The organism is Pseudomonas sp. CFBP13509 (assembly GCF_005233485.1).
In the GTDB taxonomy this organism is placed as follows: domain Bacteria; phylum Pseudomonadota; class Gammaproteobacteria; order Pseudomonadales; family Pseudomonadaceae; genus Aquipseudomonas; species Aquipseudomonas marginalis.
This window is the reverse complement of sequence record NZ_QGAA01000032.1, coordinates 20746-43157: the sequence shown is the minus strand read 5'-3', so window position 1 is coordinate 43157 and position 22412 is coordinate 20746. Positions and strand designations below refer to the sequence as shown.

16 protein-coding genes and 1 pseudogene are annotated in these 22412 nt (G+C 62.4%); 10 read left to right on the top strand and 7 right to left on the bottom strand.

The genetic code is table 11. From position 1 onward, the window contains the following. Nucleotides 1-332: 332 nt before the first annotated feature. Nucleotides 333-1025 (bottom strand): GntR family transcriptional regulator, encoded by a 693-nt coding sequence (locus tag PspCFBP13509_RS30380; protein WP_065925188.1) that lies wholly within the window; start codon nt 1023-1025, stop codon nt 333-335. A 2-nt stretch (nt 1026-1027) separates the two neighbouring features. Then, nucleotides 1028-2824: an allophanate hydrolase gene (gene atzF / locus PspCFBP13509_RS30375; RefSeq protein WP_137213122.1), complete on the bottom strand. Its 1797-nt coding sequence runs from the start codon at nt 2822-2824 to the stop codon at nt 1028-1030. A gap of 246 nt (nt 2825-3070) precedes the next feature. Here atzF and PspCFBP13509_RS30370 point away from each other — a divergent pair, with 246 nt between their 5' ends. Together PspCFBP13509_RS30370 and PspCFBP13509_RS30365 are read left to right on the top strand one after the other, a co-directional pair. Further along, nucleotides 3071-4447: a pyridoxal-phosphate dependent enzyme gene (locus tag PspCFBP13509_RS30370; protein WP_027608450.1), complete on the top strand. Its 1377-nt coding sequence runs from the start codon at nt 3071-3073 to the stop codon at nt 4445-4447. Continuing rightward, nucleotides 4444-5610: a cystathionine gamma-synthase gene (locus PspCFBP13509_RS30365; RefSeq protein ID WP_065925186.1), complete on the top strand. Its 1167-nt coding sequence runs from the start codon at nt 4444-4446 to the stop codon at nt 5608-5610. Before PspCFBP13509_RS30370 ends, PspCFBP13509_RS30365 begins: the two co-directional genes overlap by 4 nt. Nucleotides 5611-5672: 62 nt before the next feature. Here the strand turns inward: PspCFBP13509_RS30365 and PspCFBP13509_RS30360 are convergent, their stop codons facing one another. Continuing rightward, on the bottom strand, nt 5673-7871 hold the full coding sequence (locus PspCFBP13509_RS30360; protein ID WP_065948281.1) for an OsmC domain/YcaO domain-containing protein: 2199 nt from the start codon (nt 7869-7871) through the stop codon (nt 5673-5675). A 266-nt stretch (nt 7872-8137) separates the two neighbouring features. Here PspCFBP13509_RS30360 and PspCFBP13509_RS30355 point away from each other — a divergent pair, with 266 nt between their 5' ends. From PspCFBP13509_RS30355 to PspCFBP13509_RS30350, 3 genes and pseudogenes are all read left to right on the top strand, one after another. Further along, nucleotides 8138-9292, top strand: a complete 1155-nt coding sequence (locus PspCFBP13509_RS30355; protein ID WP_074846928.1) for a GGDEF domain-containing protein — start codon at nt 8138-8140, stop codon at nt 9290-9292. 82 nt (nt 9293-9374) lie between these two features. Further along, nucleotides 9375-9671: pseudogene (locus PspCFBP13509_RS32330) on the top strand (PAS domain-containing protein); the annotation flags it as partial. 195 nt (nt 9672-9866) lie between these two features. After that, nucleotides 9867-10964 (top strand): methyl-accepting chemotaxis protein, encoded by a 1098-nt coding sequence (locus tag PspCFBP13509_RS30350; protein ID WP_419790228.1) that lies wholly within the window; start codon nt 9867-9869, stop codon nt 10962-10964. A gap of 471 nt (nt 10965-11435) precedes the next feature. Here the strand turns inward: PspCFBP13509_RS30350 and PspCFBP13509_RS30345 are convergent, their stop codons facing one another. Beyond that, entirely contained in the window at nt 11436-12935 is a 1500-nt protein-coding gene (locus PspCFBP13509_RS30345; RefSeq protein ID WP_027603551.1) for a CoA-acylating methylmalonate-semialdehyde dehydrogenase, read from the bottom strand. 108 nt (nt 12936-13043) lie between these two features. Here PspCFBP13509_RS30345 and PspCFBP13509_RS30340 point away from each other — a divergent pair, with 108 nt between their 5' ends. The 4 genes from PspCFBP13509_RS30340 to PspCFBP13509_RS30325 all read left to right on the top strand — a co-directional run bounded on the left by PspCFBP13509_RS30340 (nt 13044) and on the right by PspCFBP13509_RS30325 (nt 16743). Continuing rightward, nucleotides 13044-13982 carry a LysR family transcriptional regulator gene (locus PspCFBP13509_RS30340; RefSeq protein WP_065924410.1) on the top strand — a complete coding sequence of 313 codons (939 nt, stop codon included), beginning with the start codon at nt 13044-13046 and terminating at the stop codon, nt 13980-13982. Nucleotides 13983-14051: 69 nt separating this feature from the next. After that, the gene (locus PspCFBP13509_RS30335) at nt 14052-14987 is read left to right on the top strand and encodes an ornithine cyclodeaminase family protein (RefSeq protein ID WP_137213119.1); all 936 of its coding nucleotides are present in this window, start codon (nt 14052-14054) and stop codon (nt 14985-14987) included. Then, entirely contained in the window at nt 14984-16117 is a 1134-nt protein-coding gene (locus tag PspCFBP13509_RS30330) for an NAD(P)/FAD-dependent oxidoreductase (protein ID WP_137213118.1), read from the top strand. Before PspCFBP13509_RS30335 ends, PspCFBP13509_RS30330 begins: the two co-directional genes overlap by 4 nt. Continuing rightward, a complete protein-coding gene (locus PspCFBP13509_RS30325; RefSeq protein WP_065947967.1) occupies nt 16117-16743 on the top strand; it encodes a helix-turn-helix transcriptional regulator in 627 nt (208 codons plus the stop codon). Before PspCFBP13509_RS30330 ends, PspCFBP13509_RS30325 begins: the two co-directional genes overlap by 1 nt. A 221-nt stretch (nt 16744-16964) precedes the next feature. Here the strand turns inward: PspCFBP13509_RS30325 and PspCFBP13509_RS30320 are convergent, their stop codons facing one another. Continuing rightward, on the bottom strand, nt 16965-17741 hold the full coding sequence (locus tag PspCFBP13509_RS30320) for an ABC transporter substrate-binding protein (RefSeq protein WP_065924414.1): 777 nt from the start codon (nt 17739-17741) through the stop codon (nt 16965-16967). 264 nt (nt 17742-18005) lie between these two features. On the opposite strand from PspCFBP13509_RS30320, the gene PspCFBP13509_RS30315 reads away from it, so the two are divergent. Continuing rightward, nucleotides 18006-19688 (top strand): AMP-binding protein, encoded by a 1683-nt coding sequence (locus PspCFBP13509_RS30315; protein ID WP_065924415.1) that lies wholly within the window; start codon nt 18006-18008, stop codon nt 19686-19688. A 47-nt stretch (nt 19689-19735) separates the two neighbouring features. Here the strand turns inward: PspCFBP13509_RS30315 and PspCFBP13509_RS30310 are convergent, their stop codons facing one another. Then, a complete protein-coding gene (locus PspCFBP13509_RS30310) occupies nt 19736-21010 on the bottom strand; it encodes a glucarate dehydratase family protein (RefSeq protein WP_137213117.1) in 1275 nt (424 codons plus the stop codon). Next, the gene (locus PspCFBP13509_RS30305) at nt 21007-22371 is read right to left on the bottom strand and encodes an MFS transporter (protein ID WP_137213116.1); all 1365 of its coding nucleotides are present in this window, start codon (nt 22369-22371) and stop codon (nt 21007-21009) included. Before PspCFBP13509_RS30305 ends, PspCFBP13509_RS30310 begins: the two co-directional genes overlap by 4 nt. Between the last annotated feature and the right edge of the window lie 41 nt (nt 22372-22412).

Here is a 22412-nt window from a genome sequence, read left to right as displayed (position 1 = left end):
AGCCCAGCGCGGGGCAAGCCCGCTCACCACAGCAAGCCCGCTCACCACAGCAAGCACGCTCACCACAATAAGCTTGCGCAGGCTCACCCGATAACCCATTCGAGAGTGCACCTCCACACCCCACGTGATCTGAGGACTACTCGTAACCTGTGGTGAGCGGGCTTGCCCCGCGTTGGGCTGCGAAGCAGACCCAAAACCAGGCGCTGCGGTTTACCTGACAGAACACAGGGAGCCTGATTGGGGCTGCTGCGCAGCCCAGCGCGGGGCAAGCCCGCTCACCACAGCAAGCCCGCTCACCACAATAAGCCCGCTCACCACAGAAGCTCAGGGCATCAGGAAATCTGCCCCCCCACCTGCCGGGCGGTATGCAACCGGTGCAACGTGATCTCGCGCACCGCCTGCTTGCTCAGTTCGATATGCCGCTGCAGCAGGTGCTGCGCCTGGTCAGCCTGGCGTTGCACGATGGCCGAGAGCAGTTGCCCATGCTCTTCGTACGTCGCCGCAATGCGGGGCGCCTGGGTAAAGTCGAGCCGCCGGATGATGCGGATCTGCTCGGTGATGGCGTAGTGCATGCGCGCCATTTCACGGTTGCCGGTGGCTTCCACCAACGCGCAATGAAAACGCTCATCCAGCGCCGATACGGCCTGGGCGTCCTCCAGGCGCTCGCCCTCCTGCACCTGCCAGGTGGCCTGCAACGCTTGCAGCATCGGGTTCGGTTCGTCCATCGCACATAACCGGCCGACAGCCGCCAGTTCCAATACGATGCGCACGTCGTAGAGCTCTTCGAAGTAGGCGAAATCGAACGGTTTCACCTGCCAGCCGCTGCGAAAATACACCTCGAGATACCCTTCCCGTTCCAAGCGATACAGCGCCTGACGCACCGGCGTGCGGCTGGCGTGCATGCGTTCGGCCACCTCGCCTTCGCTGAAACGATCGCCCGGCAGCAGTCGGAAGTCGAAAATATCCGCCTTGAGCTGCGCGTAGATCTGCTCGGCCAGGCTGTCGGGGCGTGTCTTGGCCCCCATGCTTAACCGCGACTCGCAATAAAGGCGCGCCAGCCACCGAACTCGGTGATGTCGAGGGCGTCGGCCAGGGCCCAGGGCTCGCAGATGAAGCCTTTGACGCTGCGCCCATCGGCCAGCAGCAGGTTGCCGATCCCCAGCGGCGCGGGGATCTCGGCGACGAACTCGCCAAAGCGTGCGAGGGGCATGTCCCATAGCTCGACGATGATCGCCCGACCGCTGTCCGCCTTGGCCAGCCCGGGCTTGGGCGGCACCGTGCCCGGCAGCGCGTACAGGCGGTAGGTGTCGGCCGTCAGGGTTTGCTCCACCAGCACCGCGTTGCGCGTCGTCAGCTGGACATTCAGCGGCATGCCGGTGAGGTGCGCGCCCACCACCGCCACGCGCACGCAGCCGGGGGCTGGGGCGGGTGCGGACGGTGCCGGCAGATAGCGCTGGGTGGCACCTAAAGGCAGCTCCAGGCTGGCTTGCCAGCGCTTGCCCAGGTGCGCCAGCGCCGTGTCATGCCAGGCCGGTGCGAGCAAGGTAATGCCGCTGGGCAAGCCATCGGCGCGGATACCGGCCGGCAGCGCCAGGGCCGAGAGGTCGGCCAGGTTGGTGAAGTTGGTGTAGTAGCCGAACTGCGAGTTGTAGCGCACCGGCTCCTCCGCCATCTCGGCCATGGTGCGCAGGGTTGGCGAAGTCGGCACCAGCAAGGCATCGAAACCGGCCAGGCTGTCATTGATGCGGCGGCTCAGTTCAGCCCGCAGGTATTCGGCTTTGTAGGCGTCGCAGGCGCTGTACTGGCGGCCATTTTCGACAATGCCGCGCACCACCGGGTTGATTGCCTCGGGCTGGTTTTCGAGCATGCTTTCCAGGGCCACGGTGCGTTCGGCAACCCAAGGGCCGAAGTACAGCTGGTCCGCCAGTTCCTTGAACGCAGTGAAATCCACCGGGGTGATCACCGCGCCCAGCGCCTTGAAGTGTTCGACCGCGTGTTCGAACACGGCCTGGTTCTGGGTATCGCCGAAAAACTCCAGGGCCGCCGGGATGGCCAGCTTGATCGAAGCGCCCACCGCCACTGGCGCCGTGTTGGGGTTGGCGCGGGAATAGGCGTCGCTGGCGTCGTATCCCGCCGCAACGTGCGCCACGGTCTCGGCATCTTCCACGGTCAACGCAAACACCGAGACGCAATCCACCGTGCGGCAAGCCGGCACCAGGCCGGTATTGGACAAACGCCCCTTGGTCGGCTTCAAGCCGACGATATTGTTGAACCCCGCCGGTACACGCCCGGAGCCCGCCGTGTCGGTGCCCAGGGAAAACGCCACCAGCCCACGGGCGACCACCGACGCAGAACCGGAGCTGGAGCCGCCGCTGACGTAATCGCCATTGAAACTGTTGCCCACCGCGCCATACGGCGAGCGGGTGCCCACCAGGCCGGTGGCGAACTGATCGAGGTTGGTCTTGCCCATCAGGATTGCGCCGGCGGCGCGCAGCTTCTGCACGACCGAGGCATCCCGGGTCGCGCGGTAGGCAAATTCGGGGCAGGCGGCAGTGGTGTACCAGCCGGCCGCATCGATGTTGTCCTTGATCGCAAACGGCACGCCATACAACGGCAGCCGGGTCATATCGCCGCCCTGGGCTGCCAATCGTTCGCTCAACTGCGCCAGTTGCTCGGCCAATGACGACGGCTGGGCGCGGGCGATCCAGGCGCTGTCCTCGGCGGGGTATTGCGCGGCCAGGGTGAGCAAAATGTCCGGCGTGATCGTGCCGTTGCGGTAAGCGGCCTGCCATTCACCGAGGGTCCAGCCAACAACGTTGTGCATGGGAAACTCCATCTTGTATCCAAGTTTGGATTTATCTAAAGCAAAGCCCACGCCAGGTCACTCTGCCAATGAATACAAGGGTATCGCCGCAAAACATGCGCGTAGATGGCGCACCCGGGCATCGCCCATGCGCCAAAAAAAGTCATTCAATCGACCCCTCGGTTGCGACCGACCCAATACCGACCTACTGTTCCAGACCATGCTCTGCGATTTGCTGTCCCCCACCCTAAGCCCCCAGGTGACGACATGCCCACACTACCCCGCCCTGCCGTACTCGAGCTGATCGGCAACACGCCGCTGGTTCGGGTCAGCCGTTTCGATACCGGCCCCTGCACGCTGTTCCTCAAGCTTGAATCCCAGAACCCCGGCGGTTCCATAAAGGACCGCATCGGCCTGGCCATGATCGACGCCGCCGAACGCGACGGCCGCCTGCGCCCCGGCGGCACAATCATTGAAGCCACCGCCGGCAACACCGGCCTGGGCCTGGCGCTGGTGGGCCGGGCGAAAGGTTATCGGGTGGTGCTGGTGGTGCCCGACAAGATGTCCACGGAAAAAGTGCTGCACCTCAAGGCCATGGGCGCCGAGGTGCATATCACCCGCTCCGATGTGGGCAAGGGCCATCCCGAGTATTACCAGGACATGGCCGCGCGGCTGGCCAAGGAGATTGACGGCTGTTTCTTCGCCGACCAATTCAACAACCCGGCCAACCCCCTGGCCCACGAGACCAGCACCGCGCCGGAGATCTGGGCCCAGACCCAACACGATGTAGACGCGATTGTGGTGGGCGTCGGCTCGGCCGGCACCCTCACCGGCCTGACGCGCTTCTTCAAACGGGTGCAGCCCGAGCTGGAAATGGTCCTCGCCGACCCGGTGGGTTCGGTGATGGCCGAATACAGCCGCAGCGGCAAGCTGGAAACACCCGGCTCGTGGGCGGTGGAAGGCATCGGCGAGGACTTCATCCCGTCGATTGCCGACCTGTCCAGCGTACGCCACGCCTACTCCATCAGCGATGAAGACAGCTTCGACCACGCCCGCCAGCTGCTCAAGGCCGAGGGCATTCTCGGCGGTTCATCCACCGGCACCCTGTTCGCGGCCGCGCTGCGGTATTGCCGCGAACAAACGGTGCCCAAGCGCGTGGTCACCTTTGTCTGCGACACCGGCACCCGCTATTTGTCGAAGGTCTACAACGACCAATGGATGACCGATGCAGGCTTGCTGCACTACAAGCACTACGGCGACCTGCGCGACTTGATCGCGCGGCGCTTCGAAGATGGTCGCGTGATCAGCGTGAGCCCCGACGACACCCTGCTCACCGCCTTCCAGCGCATGCGCCTGGCGGACGTGTCGCAACTGCCGGTGCTGGTGGACGGCCGCGAACTGGTGGGGGTGATCGATGAGTCCGACATCCTGCTGGGCCTGCACCATGACGCGGCGGACTTCTCCATGATGGTCGCCAGCGCCATGAGCGACAAAGTCCACACCCTGGCCCCCGGCGCCAGCCTGGCCGAATTGCAGGCTGAACTGGACCGCGGCCTGGTCGCCATCATTGCCGACGCGGCGGGCTTTCACGGCCTGATCACCCGCGTCGACCTGCTCAACCACCTGCGGAGATCCCTTGCATGAGCCAGCCCGATAAAAGCGCGTTTGCCACCCGTGTGATCCACGCCGGGCAGTCACCTGACCCGACCACGGGCGCGCTGATGCCGCCGATCTACGCCAACTCCACCTACCTGCAAGACAGCCCCGGCGTACACAAGGGCTTCGACTACGGCCGCTCCCACAACCCCACGCGGTTTGCCCTGGAGCGCTGCGTGGCCGACCTCGAAGGCGGCAGCCAGGCGTTTGCCTTCGCGTCCGGGCTGGCAGCAATCTCCACGGTGCTGGAGTTGCTGGATGCCGGCGCCCATATCGTGTCCGGCAACGACCTCTACGGCGGCACCTTCCGCCTGTTCGACAAGGTGCGCCAGCGCAGTGCCGGGCACCGTTTCAGCTTTGTCGACCTGAGTGATGTGGCGGCGTTCGAAGCGTCCTTGCAGGACGACACGCGCATGGTTTGGGTCGAAACCCCGAGCAACCCGCTGCTGAGCCTCACCGACCTCGGCGCCATCGCCCGTATCTGCCGCAGCCGCGGCATTCTCTGCGTGGCCGACAACACCTTCGCCAGCCCGTGGATCCAGCGTCCGCTAGAGTTGGGTTTCGACATCGTGGTGCACTCCAGCACCAAGTACCTCAATGGTCACTCCGATGTGATCGGCGGCATCGCCATCGTCGGCGACAACCCCGAGTTGGCCGAGCGCGTGGGATTTTTGCAAAACTCGGTTGGTGCCATCGCCGGCCCGTTCGATGCCTTCCTCACCCTGCGCGGCGTGAAAACCCTGGCCCTGCGCATGGAGCGCCATTGCAGCAACGCCCTCGACCTGGCCACCTGGCTGGAACAGCAACCGCAAGTATCCCGGGTCTATTACCCAGGCCTGGCGTCCCACCCGCAGCACGAACTGGCACACAGGCAGATGCGCGGGTTTGGCGGGATGATTTCAGTCGACTTGAACAGCGACCTGGCCGGCGCCACGCGCTTCCTGGAAACCGTCAAGCTCTTCGCCCTGGCCGAGAGCCTGGGGGGCGTGGAAAGCCTGATCGAACACCCGGCGATCATGACCCACGCCAGCATCCCGGCGGCGACCCGCGCGCAGTTGGGGATTGGCGACGGGCTGGTACGGTTGTCGGTGGGGGTTGAGGACGTGGAGGATCTACGGGCGGACCTGGCGCAAGCCTTGGCCCGGATATAAATCCCCCAGGCAACAGGGATCAACTGTGGGAGGGGGCTTGCCCCTCCCACATTGGGTACGCGTCACCCCTGGACGATGTTGGCACGCGCCGAATGCAGCTTCTTGTAGCTCTCGATCAAGCGCAAATGCCGGTCCAGCCCTTCCAGCTTCATGCTGGTCGGTGTCAGCCCATGGAAACGCACACTGCCGTTGACCGAGCCGATCACCGCATCCATCCGCTCATTGCCGAACATGCGGCGGAAGTTGGCTTCGTAGTCCGCCAGTTCCAGATCGTCGTCCAGTTCCATCTCCAGCACCGCATTCATCGCCTGGTAGAACAGGCCACGCTCGGCGGTGTTGTCGTTGTACTGCAGGAACATCTCCACGCACTCCTTGGCCTCCTCGTACTGCTGCAAGGCGAGGAAGATCAGCAGCTTCAATTCGAGGATGGTCAGTTGGCCCCAGGCCGTGTTGTCGTCAAACTCGATGCCGATCAGGGTGGTGATGTCGGTGTAGTCGTCCAGCTCGCTTTCGATCAGGCGCTCGACCAACCCCTGCAATTCCGCTTCGTCCAGGCGGTGCAGATTGAGGATGTCCTCGCGGAAAAACAGCGCCTTGTTGGTGTTGTCCCAGATCAGGTCGTCCACCGGGTAGATTTCCGAGTAGTCCGGCACCAGGATGCGGCAGGCGGTTGCGCCGAGGTGTTCGTACACCGCCATATAGGCTTCCTTGCCCATGCCTTCGAGGATGCCGAACAAGGTCGCGGCCTCTTGGGCGTTGGAGTCTTCACCTTCGCCTGAGAAGTCCCACTCGACAAATTCGTAGTCCGATTGGGCGCTGAAGAAGCGCCACGACACCACACCGCTGGAGTCGATAAAGTGCTCGACGAAGTTGTTCGGCTCGGTCACCGCCTGGCCTTCGAAGGTCGGCTGCGGCAGGTCGTTCAAGCCTTCGAAGCTGCGGCCTTGCAGCAGTTCGGTGAGGCTGCGTTCCAGCGCCACTTCCAGGCTCGGGTGGGCACCGAACGAGGCGAACACGCCGCCGGTGCGCGGGTTCATCAAGGTCACGCACATCACCGGGAATTCGCCGCCCAGGGACGCGTCCTTGACCAGCACCGGGAAGCCCTGGGCTTCCAGGCCTGCAATACCCGCCAGGATGCTCGGGTACTTCGCGAGCACGTCAGCCGGCACGTCCGGCAGGGCAAATTCGCCCTCGATGATTTCGCGCTTCACCGCACGCTCGAAAATCTCCGACAGGCACTGCACCTGGGCCTCGGCCAGGGTGTTGCCCGCGCTCATGCCGTTGCTGAGGTAGAGGTTCTCGATCAGGTTGGACGGGAAATACACCACCTCGCCATCCGACTGGCGCACGAACGGCAGCGAAACGATGCCGCGCGCTTCATTGCCGGAGTTGGTGTCGAACAGGTGCGAACCGCGCAGCTCGCCGTCGCGGTTGTAGACCTTCAGGCAGTAGGCGTCGAGGATTTCCCCGGGCAGCTCGTCATTCGGGCCCGGCTGGAACCAGCGTTCGTCCGGGTAATGCACGAACGGCGCATTGGCCAGTTCCTCACCCCAGAATTGGTCGTTGTAGAAGAAGTTGCAGTTGAGCCGCTCGATGAACTCGCCCAACGCCGACGCCAGGGCGCCCTCCTTGGTCGCGCCCTTGCCGTTGGTAAAGCACATCGGTGAATGGGCGTCGCGGATATGCAGCGACCACACGTTCGGCACGATATTGCGCCACGAGGCGATCTCGATCTTCATGCCCAGGCCGGCAAGGATCCCGGACATGTTGGCAATGGTCTGCTCCAGCGGCAGGTCCTTGCCAGCAATATAAGTGCCCGCCTCGCTGCCCGCGCTCGGCATCAACAGGGCCTGGGCATCGGCGTCGAGGTTGTCCACTTCTTCGATCACGAACTGCGGCCCGGCCTGCACCACTTTCTTCACGGTGCAACGGTCGATGGAGCGCAGGATGCCCTGGCGGTCCTTATCGGAAATATCGGCCGGCAACTCCACCTGGATCTTGAAGATCTGGTTATAGCGGTTTTCCGGATCGACAATATTGTTCTGCGACAGGCGAATATTGTCCGTGGGGATGTTGCGCGTGCTGCAGTACAACTTGACGAAGTACGCCGCACACAACGCCGACGAAGCCAGGAAGTAATCGAACGGCCCCGGTGCCGAGCCATCGCCTTTATAGCGAATAGGCTGGTCGGCAATCACCGTGAAGTCATCGAACTTGGCTTCAAGCCGGAGGTTGTCGAGAAAGTTGACCTTGATTTCCATGGGGGCACACCAGAATAACGGGCTAAACAAAAATGGCCGCCATTATGAGGTTTTTCATCGGGAAGTTTCAGGCTTTTCAATCATGCGGGGTGATGGATAGCGGTTCTACCGGCGCGATTCCCCTACGGATGTGCTGAATAACAAGTGAATATTTCATGAATCAATGCCCCGCAAATTTTATCTCATAGCATTTGAAAAGCTGCTGGAACGGTGCCAGCATGGCCATGTGCCACTATTTGATTTCAGCGCTTCAGATGAGGGTCAATATGGAATATCAACTCCCTGCGACAAAGGCGATGAGATGGCTGACGAATGCAGACGCACCGTATGACACGCGCATACGCAGCGAACTTATAGCCGGGCCTTTTTCTTCCAAGGGGGTGCTCTGGGTCGGTTGGTTTAACAGCCTGGTGATATGCACAGTCGCGGTTACACTGCACCCGAGCCAATTCTTCATTGCCTGGCTCATCATTGATTCGATGATCTGGGTCTCACGGTTAGCACTGCTGTATTGGATCAATAAATACGGCGGCCAAAAATATCCTTATGTCATTGATCTATCGTTATTACTGGGCCTGGTCTGGGCGGCGGAGCTGGGCCTGGGTACCGCTGGTTGCCTGATCAGCGGCGATGCGATTCTTCAAGTTCTCGGGTGCACCTCAATGGTGAGCGTGAATGCCGCGATCGCCATGCGTAATCAAGGTGTACCGCGCTATGCATTTACTCAAATATTGCTGACGGATGTGCCCATGAAGCTCGCCACCTTGTTTCAGCCGGAACCGCTGCTGAGGATATTCCTGCTCCAGGCCCCGCTGTACTTGACGGGCATGTGGCTACTGCTCAACACGTTGAACGATAACCTGGTGCGCGCGTTACTGGCCGAGGCCAAAAACGAAATCCGCGCGACCCATGACCCCCTCACCGGCCTGTACAACCGTATGGGGATACTCGAACTGATTGAAAACACCCTGGCCCGCAGCCGGCATGCCGATAAACACTTTGCGGTGCTCTATATAGATCTGGATGGTTTCAAGAGCATCAACGATAACCACGGACATGCCGAAGGTGACAAGGCGTTAGCCGAATTTGGTGCAACACTTAAATCGATTGTCAGGCTAAATCAGGATTGCGCCGGCCGCTTGGGTGGAGACGAATTTATTCTGCTGATGAATAATTCCGGCATGACCTCTGCCACCCTGGCAGCGCAACGAATTATAGAAACATTGCGACAGGCCTCTGAGCGTTGCGCTCTTCCCTATGCCTTGCAAGCCAGCATCGGCATTGCCCTCTTTGAAGGCGCCGACAGTACGTCACATACCTGCGCACAAACAGTGATTGCCCATGCGGATGGTGCGTTATATGAAGCCAAGCGCGCAGGCAAAAACTGTTTTCGTATCGCACCAGGACAATTCGCCACTTAGGCCCTCCTGAACGCCATTCGTCACGTCCCGGTTTATATCAAACAATCGCCATCAACTTATTCCGTGTGATGCCGATGAACTTATGGCAATTCAGGGAGTAGTCGGAATGCGCAACAACCAGCCCGTAACACAGCGCGAGATTTCACTCGCGCCTTCGCAAAAACTCATCTCCGCCACCGATGTTCAAGGGATGATCACTTACTGCAACGACGCCTTCGTCGATATCAGCGGTTTTGAACGCGCCGACCTGATCGGCGCGCCCCAGAACATCGTGCGGCACCCCGACGTGCCACCCGCCGTTTTCGCCCACATGTGGAGCCCGCTCAAGCAAGGCCTGCCGTGGATGGGCATCGTCAAGAACCGCTCGAAAAACGGCGACCACTATTGGGTCAATGCCTACGTCACGCCGATCTTCGACGGCAGCCGGGTCGTTGGCTTCGAGTCGGTGCGGGTCAAGCCTACGGCCGATGAAATCCGCCGCGCCCAGGCCCTCTACCGGCGTCTGAGCCAAGGCAAGCCGGGCGTGCCGCGCCAGGATGCCTGGCTGCCGGCGGCAGTGAGTTGCGTGCCGTACATGGCCACCGGTGTGGCTGGCAGCGTCGCCGGGCTGTTCCTCAGTGCACCGGTGGCCGTCGCAGTGGCCGTGGCGGTCGCGCTGCCGGTGGGCCTGCTGTGCTCGCGCTGGCGCCAGGGCAGTACCCTGCGTCTATTGGAGGGGGTCGAACCCTCGACGTCGGATGCCTTGATCGCGCAGATGTACAGTGACGCACGCGGCCCACAGTCGCGTTTGGAAACCGCGTTTCTCAGCCAGACCGCGCGCCTGAAAACCTGCCTCACCCGCCTGCAGGACAGCGCCGAACAACTGAGTACCCTGGCGGGGCAATCCGATCAGTTGGCTGCCGCCAGCGCCAAAGGCCTGAACCGACAGCGCGTGGAAACCGAACAGGTCTCGGCGGCCGTCAACCAGATGGCCGCGACCACCCAGGAAGTCGCCAGCCATGTACAACGCACCGCCGACGCCACCCAACAGGCCAACGTGCTGACCGGGCGCGGCCGCGAAGTGGCGCGCGATACCCGTGAAGCCATCGAGCGTCTGTCCACCATGGTCGGCGAGACCGGGGTGACCGTGGCGCAACTGGCCAGGGACAGCGACGAAATCGGCAGCGTGGTGGATGTGATCAAGGGCATCGCCGACCAAACCAACCTGCTCGCCCTCAACGCCGCAATCGAAGCAGCGCGAGCCGGCGAACAAGGCCGAGGCTTTGCAGTGGTAGCCGACGAAGTGCGCCAACTGGCCCAGCGCACTTCACAATCGACCACCCAGATCCATGGGCTGATCACCAAGCTCCAGGCATCCTCCAGCAACGCGGTGCAAAGCATGGAAAACGGCCAGCGCCAGGCCCAGGAAGGCGTAGCCTGGGTGCTGGAAGCGGACCAGGCCCTGGTGGGGATCAGCGAAGCGGTGTCGCATATCACCGACATGACCACCCAGATCGCCGCCGCCACCGAAGAACAAAGTGCCGTCGCCGAGGAGATCAGCCGCAACATCACCACCATCGCCGAACTGGCCGACCAGACCTCGATACAAGCCCATCAATCCACGGACCTGAGCAAGGAACTGACCAATACCGCGGCCACCCAATACGCGCTGGTTGAGCGCTTCAACCGCTAGAGGCAGACAAGCTTCTCTAGTAAGCCCGCTTACTGTGGTGAGCGGGCTTGCCCCGCGCTGGGCTGCGAAGCAGCCCCAATCAGGCTCCCTGTGTTCTGTCAGGTAAACCGCAGCGCCTGGTTTTGGGTCTGCTGCGCAGCCCAGCGCGGGACAAGCCCGCTCACCACAGGTTAGGAGTAGTCCTCAGATCACGTGGGGCGTGGAGGTGCAATCTCGAATGGGTTATCGGGTGAGCCTGCGCAAGCTTATTGTGGTGAGCGGGCTTGCCCCGCGCTGGGCTGCGAAGCAGACCCAAAACCAGGCACTGCGGTTTACCTGACAGAACACAGGGAGCCTGATTGGGGCTGCTTCGCAGCCCAGCGCGGGACAAGCCCGCTCACCACAGCAAGCCCGCTCACCACAGTTACAGTGTTTTTCCTTAACTGACTGGCAAGTCCCCTCCCATAGGGTTCCGCTGTGTTCTTTTGGCCGTTATTTGGACACCGGCATCGCAAACTCCGCACCCTGCTCGATGCTCTCCGACCAGCGCTGCATGATCGATTTCTGCTTGGTGTAGAAGCGCACACCCTCAGTGCCGTAGGCATGCATGTCGCCGAACAGGCTCTTCTTCCAGCCACCAAACCCGTGCCAGGCCATCGGCACCGGGATCGGCACGTTGATGCCGACCATGCCCACTTCGATACGCCGGGCAAACTCGCGGGCAATGTTGCCGTCGCGGGTAAAGCAGCTGACGCCGTTGCCGAATTCGTGGTCGTTGACCAGCTTCACCGCCTCGGCGAAGTCATTCACGCGCACGCAGGCCAGTACCGGGCCGAAAATTTCTTCGCGGTAGATGCTCATCTCCTGGGTCACGTGGTCGAACAGGGTCGCGCCGAGCCAGAAGCCGTTTTCCAGGCCAGCCTCGGTGGGTACATAGTCACGTCCGTCGAGCAGCAATTGCGCGCCGGCCTGCACGCCTTGTTCGATGTAGCCGCTGATGCGCTCCAGTGCGGCGCGGGACACAATCGGGCCCATCTCCGCCTTGAGGTCGCGGCCGTCGGTGATGCGCAGATGCCTGGCGCGTTCGGTCAGGGCGGCGATGACCTTGTCACCGACATCGCCGACCAGCACCGCTACGGAAATGGCCATGCAGCGTTCGCCGGCACTGCCGTAGGCGGCGCCCATCAAGGCATCGACGGTTTTTTCGATATCCGCGTCCGGCATCACCACCATGTGGTTCTTCGCACCGCCCAGGCCTTGCACACGCTTGCCGTTGCGCGCACCGGTTTCGTAGATGTACTGCGCAATCGGCGTGGAGCCGACGAAGCTCACGGCCTTGACGTCCGGGTGCGCGATCAGCGCGTCCACCGATTCCTTGTCGCCCTGCACCACGTTGAATACGCCTTTGGGCAGGCCGGCTTCACGCAGCAGTTCAGCCATGAACAGCGAAGCACTTGGGTCGGTCGGGCTTGGCTTGAGGATGAAGGTGTTGCCCGCCGCAATGGCGATCGGGTACATCCACATCGGCACCATCACCGGGAAGTTGAATGGCGTGACACCGGCCACGACGCCCAGGGGTTGGCGCATCGTCCAGTTGTCCATGCCACGGGAGACCTGGTCGGAATGCTCGCCCTTGAGCAGGTTGGGGATGCCGCAGGCGAATTCGAGAATGTCGATGCCACGGTCGACTTCGCCCTGGGCATCGGTGAAGACCTTGCCGTGTTCGGCGACGATGATGCGCGCCAGGTCGTCCTTGCGCTCACGCAGCAGGTGCAGGTATTCGAACAGCACGCGGGCGCGACGGATAGGCGGGGTGTCGGCCCAACCGGCAAAAGCGGCCTGTGCAGCGGCGACGGCTTCGGACACGGTCTGGCTGCTGGCCAGGGCAACGCGGCCGGTGATTTCGCCGGTGGCCGGGTTGTAGACGTCCTGATAGCGATCATCGCGGCTGACGCGCTGGTCGTTGATGTAGTGCTCGATGGTTGTAGTCATGGCAGTCGATCCAGGTGGGTTGCGTTGGGACACACGATAGGCTTTCGGTTTGTTCCAAACCAGAGCAGAATCAAGAACTGATTGTCCTTATAAGCGAACAATAAGCCCATGGAAAAATCCGAGATCGAAGGGCTGTGGACCCACATTCACTGGCTCTCAGTGCTGGAGGAACACGGCACCTACACCGCCGCCGCTGCGCGCCTGGGGGTGAGTAAATCCGCGGTCAGCCAGCGCATTTCCGACCTCGAGAAAGCCACCGGCACACGGCTGGTGACCCGTACCACGCGCAGTGTGCGGTTGACCGATGCCGGGTTGTCGCTGACCCGTGAAGTGCGCGGTGCCTATGAGCAAATCGCGCGCAGCTTCTCGTCGGTGCGCGATTCCGCCGGGGAGATTCGTGGCCTGGTGCGCTTGACCGCCCCCGTGGCATTTGCCCGGCAACAGCTGGTGCCGCACTTGGCGGAATTCCTGCAGCAATACCCGCAGGTGCGTATCCAGCTGGATGTCTCGGATGCCCTGAGCTCCCTGGCGGCCGAAGGCTACGACCTCGCTGTGCGCCACGGCTTCCAGGTGCCGGAAACCCATGTGGCCTGGAAGCTGTGCGACACCGGTTCGGTGCTGGTCGCCAGCCGCGATTACCTGCAACGCCACGGCGAGCCGCGCGAACCCGGCGACCTGTCGGCGCACAACTGCCTGTTCTACCCGCGCGGCACCGACCAGCCCGCATGGACCTTCGAGCGCGGCAGCAAAAAGGTCGAACGCCTCACCGTGCCCATCGCCGGCAGCTTCGCCACCAACAACAGCGAAGCCCTGCGTGATTCGGCGCTCAACCACCTGGGCATCGCCCTGCTCCCCGACTTCAGCGCCCACGCTGCGCTGGCCAGCGGCAAGCTGGTACAGGTGCTCAAGGGCTGGACACTCAAGGGCGCGTTTGCCGATGAAATCTACCTGATTCGGCCGTATTCGCCCCATGTGCCGAAGTCGGTGAGTGCGTTGGTGGGGTATTTGAAGGAAAAGTTATCGACGGGATTCCGCTTCGAGGGCTGAGGTTTTTAGCTTGCCCAACGGAACTAAAAGTCCATAATGGACAAATAAGTTCAGATATCGGAGATATCCATGTCCAGCGCGCCCCATGTAATCAACGAGGCCCAGGCCCGTGAACTGCTCGCCCAAGTCGATGTACCGCAGATCCTGCACACGCTGTTTCGCGCCCTGGCCGCCGGGCACGCGGTGCAACCGGCGCAGCAATTAGTGGCGTTCCCCCACGACGCCGGCGATTTCATCAATTACCTGGGCGTGCTGGCTGAAGAGGGGGTGTACGGGGTCAAGACCTCGCCGTATATCGTGCGCGAGCAAGGGCCGCTGGTGACGGCCTGGACGCTGTTGATGTCGATGCAAACCGGCGAGCCCCTGTTGCTGTGCGATGCCGCCGAGTTGACCACCGCGCGCACCGCCGCGACCACTGCGCTGGCTGTGGAGGCGCTGGCCCCGCAGGTGGCACGGCGCCTGGCGATCATCGGCAGCGGCAAGGTCGCGCTGGCACATTTGCATTACGTGAAGAATCTGCGGGACTGGCAGGGCATCAGCCTGTTTTCGCCACGCCTGGCCACTGCCAATACCGACGCCATCAAACGCCTGGATCCACGTTTGAGCATCGCCAACAGCTGCGATGCGGCGGTGGCCGACGCCGATGTGATCCTGCTGTGCACCTCATCGGCCGGCCCGGTGATCGATCCGTCGCGCTTGAGCAAGCCGGCGCTGATCACCTCGATCAGCACCAACGCCCCGCGTGCCCATGAAGTGCCGCCCCAGAGCCTCAACGCCATGCAGGTGTTCTGCGACTATCGCCAGACCACGCCGGGCTCGGCTGGCGAGATGCTGATCGCGGCTGAACAGCACGGCTGGGACAAGAACGCGATCGTCGGCGACCTGCCCGAACTGCTCAGTGAGCAGGTACAGCGCCCGGCCTATGACCGCCACGTATTTTTCCGTTCCATCGGCCTGGGCCTGGAAGACATCGCCCTGGCCAATGCCCTCTGGAGACTGTTATGAGCCATGCCGACTTCATCATCATCGGCGGCGGCATTGCCGGCGCGTCCACGGGTTTCTGGTTGTCGCCCCATGGCAAGGTGCTGGTGCTGGAGCGTGAATCCCACCCGGCCTATCACTCCACCGGACGCTCGGCGGCGCTCTACACGGCGGCCTATGGCACCCCGCAGGTGCGCGCGTTGACCCAGGCCAGCCGCGCGTTTTTCGATAACCCGCCGCCGGGTTTCTGCGAGCACCCGCTGCTGACGCCACGCGGCGAAATGACCGTGGACTTCAACGGTGACGCCGCCGAATTGCAGGCCCAGTACCTGAGCGCCAAGGCCACGGTGCCCCAGGTCGAACGGCTCACGGCGGATGAAGCCTGCGCGCGCCTGCCGATCCTGCGCCGGGAAAAAGTCCATGGCGCGCTGTATGACCCGACCGCCAGCGACATCGACACCGACGCCCTGCACCAGGGCTATTTGCGCGGTATCCGACGCAATCAGGGCGAAGTGCGTACCGACAGCCATGTACTGGGCTTGAGCCGTGACAGCGCGGGCCTCTGGCACGTAAACACCCAGGACGGGACCTACACCGCGCCGATCATTATCAACGCCGCCGGGGCCTGGGCCGATCATATCGGCGGGCTGGCGGGCGCCGCGTCCATCGGCCTGCAACCCAAGCGGCGCTCGGCATTTATCTTCGCCGGCCCCGAAGGCGTGGACAGCCACGCCTGGTCGATGCTGGTGGCCCTCGACGAAGCCTTCTACATGAAACCCGACGCCGGCATGTTCCTCGGCTCGCCGGCCAATGCCGACCCGGTGGAGCCCCAGGATGTACAGCCCGAAGAGCTGGACATCGCCATGGGCATCTATCAGATAGAAGAAGCCACCACCCTGGCTATCCGCCGCCCGACGCGCACCTGGGCCGGCCTGCGCAGTTTTGTGCACGATGGTGATTTGCTCAGCGGCTTCGACCCACAGGTACCCGGCCTGTTCTGGGTGGCGGCGCAAGGCGGTTATGGGATCCAGACATCGCCCGCCATGGGCCAGGCCAGTGCAGCGCTGGTGCGCGGTGAAGCGTTGCCGGAGGCACTGACACGGTTCGGCCTCGACGCTGGTATGCTCTCCCTCGCCCGCCTGGAGCCCCATTGATGAACAGCGCCGAACACGAAAAAGTCATGCAGAATTTCCGTGCGATTGCCGATGCAATCGCCACGCTGTTCTTCCCCCACGCTGAAGTGGTGCTGCATGACCTGCGCACGCAAAAAGTCGATTACATCGCCAATAACCTGTCCAAAAGGGGCATTGGCGACGACTCGGCGCTGGAGGACATGCTCAGCGCCGACGTCAGCGACGTGAATATCGGCCCCTACGAAAAGCTCAATTGGGATGGCCAGAAAATCCGCAGCCTGAGCACCGTGCTGCATGACCACACAGGTCGCCGGCTGGCAGTGCTGTGCATCAACCTGAATATCTCACTGTTCGAAAACGCCAAGGCGGCGCTGGACCTGTTCCTGTCGCCGAGCAAGCTGATCCCGCAACCGGACTCGCTGTTTCGCGATGACTGGCAGGAGCGCATCAACACATTCCTGCATGCCTGGATGCGCGAGCGCCAGCTGAGCCTGAACCTGCTCACCCGTGACCACAAGCGTGAGCTGGTACTGGCGCTGCATGCCGAAGGCGCGTTCAAGGGCAAAAGCGCCTCGAACTACGTGGCCAACGTGCTGGGCATGGGCCGGGCCACGGTCTACAAGCATTTGAAGGAGCTCAAGGGCTGATCAAATGTGAGAGGGGGCTTGCCTCAATGCCAGTCAGTTAAGGCTTTTTGTAGGAGCGAGCTTGCTCGCGAAAAACTCGCAGGCGCCGCGTTCATTCAGGAAGCACGCGTTATCGTTGACGTTTTTCGCGAGCAAGCTCGCTCCTACAGGAGGCGATGTACGCTTAACTGACTGGCATTAGGGCTTGCCCTCTCCCACCACATTTTTCCCGCGTATGACGCTCAATCGCCGTAGATGTCAGCCTTGAAGTACTGCTGTGAAATCTTCTGGTATTCCCCACTGGCACGAATGCCGTCGATGGCGCTGTTCAGTTCGCTGACCAGCGCGGTATTGCCCTTGCGCACCGCGATCCCGGCGCCCTCGCCCACGTATTTCGGGTCCTTGAGTTCCGGGCCGACAAACCCGTAGCCCTTGCCCCGAGGCATCTGCAAAAAGTCATTCAAGGGAATGGTGTCGGCAAAAATTGCATCCAGCCGGCCTGCCGCCAGGTCCATGTAGATCTCTTCGTTATTGCTGTAGCGCTTGACGTTGATGCCCTTGGGTTCGAACACCTCGGTGGCGTAACGGTCGGTGGTGGTGGCGCGCTGCACACCCACGGTCTTGCCCTTGAGGCTGGCGTACTGGTCATCCACCACGGCACCGTCCCTCATCACCAGGCGCGAGGAGGTGAAGTAGTACTTGTGGGAGAAATCCACCGACTTCTTGCGATCGTCATTGATGGTCATGGACGACAAGGCCATGTCGATTTTCTTCACCTTGAGGGAAGGAATCAGGCCGTCGAATTCACCTTCGACCCACACACACTTGACCTTCATCTGCGCACACAGCGCATTGCCGATGTCGTAGTCGAAGCCGACGATCTTGCCCTCTTCGGTCTTGGACGCAAACGGTGGGTAAGCCGCTTCGATGCCGATACGCAGGGTTTTCTCGGCGGCCAGCAGGTGGCTGGAGGCGATCAGGCCCAAGGCCAGGGCGGTGATGAGGGGGAGTTTCTTCATGGTCGTGTCTCGCGAGTTGTTATTGGTTTTGGCAAGCGTGAAGAAAAAGCTGGAGCGGGATCTTTTGTACTTATAATTCCATACTGGACTTTTACGTATAACCCGTCAATCACCACTCGCCAGCCCTTATCACCCATGACTTTTTTGCACAACGCTCCGGTGTTTTTGAGCGTTTTGCTCTTATTTATGCGTGCCTATACTCGGTCCAGCCTCTCGGTGCACCCGAAGGGCCAGTCCCCACAACAATAATTAAGGACACCGACCATGACCCAGTCCTTCCTGGCTGCCCGGGATTTTCTGCTCGCGCACCGTACCGACTACGCCACCGCCGCCCGTGACTTTCGTTGGCCGCAACTGGACGCCTTCAACTGGGCCCTGGACTACTTCGATGCCATGGCCGAGGGCAATGCCGCCGACGCGCTGTGGATCGTCGAAGAGGACGGCAGCGAGCAGCGCTACAGCTTCCAGCAACTGGCCGCGCGCTCCAACCAGGTCGCTAACCACCTGCGCGCCCTCGGTGTTCGGCGTGGCGAGCGCGTGCTGCTGATGCTCGGCAACGATGTGGCGCTGTGGGAAACCATGCTGGCGGCCTTCAAGCTCGGCGCGGTGGTGATCCCCGCCACCGCCCTGCTCAACCCGGTTGACCTGCACGACCGCATCGAGCGGGGCCAGGTCCGCCACCTGGTGGTCGGCGCGGCGCATGTCGGCAAGTTCGAGGGCCTGGGCGAAGGTTGCAGCCGCGTATGCGTGGGAGCGGCGCCGACTGGCTGGGTCGCGCACAGCGCCGCCTTTGAATACCCCGAGCGGTTCGAGGCCGAGGGCCGTACCTTGGCCACGGACCCGATGCTGCTGTATTTCACCTCCGGCACCACCTCAAAACCGAAGATGGTGCTGCACAGCCACCAGAGCTATCCGGTCGGCCATCTGTCGACCCTGTACTGGATCGGCCTGCAACCCGGCGACCTGCACCTGAACATCTCCTCGCCGGGCTGGGCCAAGCATGCCTGGAGCTGCCTGTTCGCACCGTGGAATGCCGGCGCCTGCATCTTTATCCATAACGTCGCGCGGTTCAGTGCCCAGGCGTTGCTCGGCGCGCTGGAGAAGTACCGGGTGACCAGCCTGTGCGCCCCGCCCACGGTGTGGCGCATGCTGATCCAGGAAGACCTGGCCAGCTACAAATCGCGCCTGAACCTGCGCGAACTGGTGGGCGCCGGTGAACCGCTGAACCCGGAGATCATTGAGCAGATCCAACAGGCCTGGGGCCTGCCGCTGCGCGACGGCTTCGGCCAGTCGGAAACCACCGCGTTGGTGGGCAATACGCCGGGCCAGGTGCTCAAGCCAGGCTCCATGGGCCGCCCGTTGCCGGGCTACCAGGTGGCCCTGCTGGACGCCGACGGCGTGCCGGGCACCGAGGGTGAAGTTGCCCTGCCCCTTGAGGTGCGCCCACTGGGCCTGATGCTCGGCTACGAAGACAGCCCGGAGAAAACCGCCGAGGTGATGCGCGACGGTTACTACCGCACCGGCGACACCGCGCAGATCGACGCCGACGGCTACATCACCTTTGTCGGGCGCGCCGACGACGTGTTCAAGGCCTCCGACTACCGCATCAGCCCCTTCGAGCTGGAAAGCGCGCTGATCGAACACCCGGCGGTGATGGAAGTGGCCGTGGTGCCCAGCCCCGATCCGTTGCGCCTGGCGGTGCCCAAGGCGTTCCTGATCCTGGCCCATGACGCCCCGGGCAGCGCCGAACTGGCCGCGCACATCCTCGCCTTCGCCCGCGAGCATCTGGCGCCCTACAAGCGGGTGCGGCGGATCGAGTTTGTCAGCGAGTTGCCCAAGACCATTTCCGGCAAAATCCGCCGGGTGGAGTTGCGGCAGATGGAGGTGGTGCGGCGCCAGAGCGACACACGGGGTGAACAGGAGCACTTCGAAGAAGATTTCAGCTAAAAAAAGCCCGGTGACGCAAGTCACCGGGCAAAACGAAGCGACCAGCTTCAGAAACGCGGTTTGACGGTCTTCCAATCCGGTTGATAGCGCTGCATCTGCTTCACGTCGTCGCGCTGGCGAATGCCGCAGCTGAGGTATTGGTCATGCAGCTTGCCCAGTTGATCAGGGTCCAGTTCCAGGCCCAGCCCCGGTGCGCGGGTGATCTTCACGCAGCCGTCGACAATCGGCAGTTTGCCGCCCTTGATCACTTCTTCGTCCGGTTCTTGCCAGGGGTAGTGGGTGTCGCAGGCGTAGTCGAGGTTGGGCACCGACGCGGCCACGTGGGCCATGGCCATCAGGCTGATGCCCAGGTGTGAGTTGGAGTGCATCGACACGCCCAGGCCAAAAGTCTGGCACATCTTCGCCAATACCTGGGTGTCGCGCAGGCCGCCCCAGTAGTGATGGTCGGCGAGTACGATCTGCACGCTGTTCAGGGCCACGCTGCGGCGGAACTCGTCAAAATCGGTGACCACCATGTTGGTCGCCAGGGGCAAGCCGGTGCGTGTGTGCAACTCGGCCATGCCTTCCAGGCCGGGGGTGGGGTCTTCGTAATACTGCAGGTCGTCGCCGAGCAGTTCGGCCATGCGGATCGAGGTTTCCAGGGACCAATTGCCATTCGGGTCGATGCGCAGCGGCACGCCGGGGAAGGCTTTTTTCAGGGCCTTGATGCACGCCACTTCATGCTCAGGGTCCAGCGCACCGGCCTTGAGCTTGATGCTTTTGAAGCCATAGGTGTCGATCATCCGCCGCGCCTGGGCGACGATCTGTACTTCGTTGAGGGCTTCGCCCCAACTGTCGGGTTTATAGGGCGAGTCGATGTGCTCGGCGTACTTGAAGAATAGGTAGGCGCTGAACGGGATCCGGTCGCGGATCGCGCCGCCCAGCAGGTCCACCAGCGGCACATTCAGTGAGTGCGCCTGCAGGTCGAGAAACGCCACCTCAAACGCCGAATAGGCATTGCTCACTGCCTTGCTCGCATGGGAACCGGGGGCCAGTTCGGCGCCGGCAATGCTCGCGGGTTTGTGCGCCGCCACGGTGGCCTGCACGATGGCGCGCAGTTGGTTGAGGTTGAACGGATCAAGGCCGATCAGTTGATCCTTGACCTGGTGCTGGATCGCCAGCGCCGGGGCATCGCCGTAGCTTTCGCCAAGGCCGATGTAGCCGGTGTCGCTCTCGATTTCGATGATCGAGCGCAGCGCGAAGGCTTCGTGGATACCGCTGGCGTTGAGCAGCGGCGGGTCGCGAAACGCGATGGGGGTGACGGTAACGCGGACGATTTTCAAGAGGCGGCTCCCTGTGGGCCTGGACGCAAGGCATGATGATGAGTCGGTTTGGAGGTGGGCGGCACACCGGGCCGTGGTGCGGTGCGCGCAAAAAACACCACCACCGCGGCCACCAGCGAGGTCGCGGCCAGGCCGTACAGCCCGCCTTCAATCGAACCGGTGGTCTGCTCCAGCAGGCCGAAGGTGGTGGGTGCAACAAAACCGCCGAGGTTGCCGACCGAATTGATCAAGGCAATCACCGCCGCGGCGATGCGCGCATCCAGGTAACCCTGGGGGATCGGCCAGAACAGCGCGGAAGCGGCCTTGAAGCCAATCGCGGCAAAACAGATGGCGACAAACGCAAACACCGGCCCGCCAGTGGTGGACATGAACATGCCGACGGCGGCGATCACCAGCATCAGCGCCACCCACGCCTGCTGGTGTTTCCACTTGCTCGCCAGGGCGGCGAACCCATACATGGCGACGATGGAAATCAACCACGGGATCGAGTTGAACAACCCCACCTGGAAGTCGCCCAGGTTGCCCATTTTCTTGATCATGCTCGGCAACCAGAACGTGGCGCCGTAGATGGTCAGGGCGATGGAAAAGTAGATAAAGCAGAACAGCGCGATCTGCTTGTCGGCCAGCAGCTTGAACATCGACGGCCGCACGCTCTGGGTGGCTTCGCGGGCCGTTTGCTCAAGCGCGATGGCCGTCACCAGCACGTGTTTTTCTTCGTCGCTGAGCCACTTGGCCTGATGGGGGTGGGACTGCAACCAGAACCACACAAACCCGCACAACAGGATGGAGGCAAAACCCTCGATCAGGAACATCCACTGCCAGCCATGCAGGCTCAAGCCGCTGACGTTGAGCAACGCCCCCGACACCGGCCCGGAAATCACCGAGGCGATGGCCGAACCGCTGAGGAAAATCGCCATCGCCTTGCCGCGCTCGGCGGCCGGCAACCATTGGGTGAAGTAGTAGATGATGCCGGGGAAAAAACCGGCTTCGGCCGCGCCGAGCACGAAGCGCAGGATATAAAAGCTGGTTTCGCCTTGGACAAAGGCCATGGCCATCGCAGCCGCGCCCCAGGTGAACATGATGCGCGTCAACCAGGCCCGTGCGCCGTAGCGCTGCAGCAGCAGATTGGACGGCACTTCGAAGATCGCGTAACCGATGAAGAACAGCCCGGCACCCAAGCCATAGGCGGCGGCGCCAATGCCCAGGTCGGTCTCCATATGGCTGCGCACAAAGCCGATATTGACCCGGTCGATGTAATTGACGATGAACATCACCACGAACAACGGCAGTACATGGCGCTTGACCTTGGCGGCTGCGCGGGCAAGCACGCTCGGGTCGGGCGGATTCTGGACGGTATCCAAGGGCAACTCCCAATCATTGTTTTTTTAGGGACGCACCGATG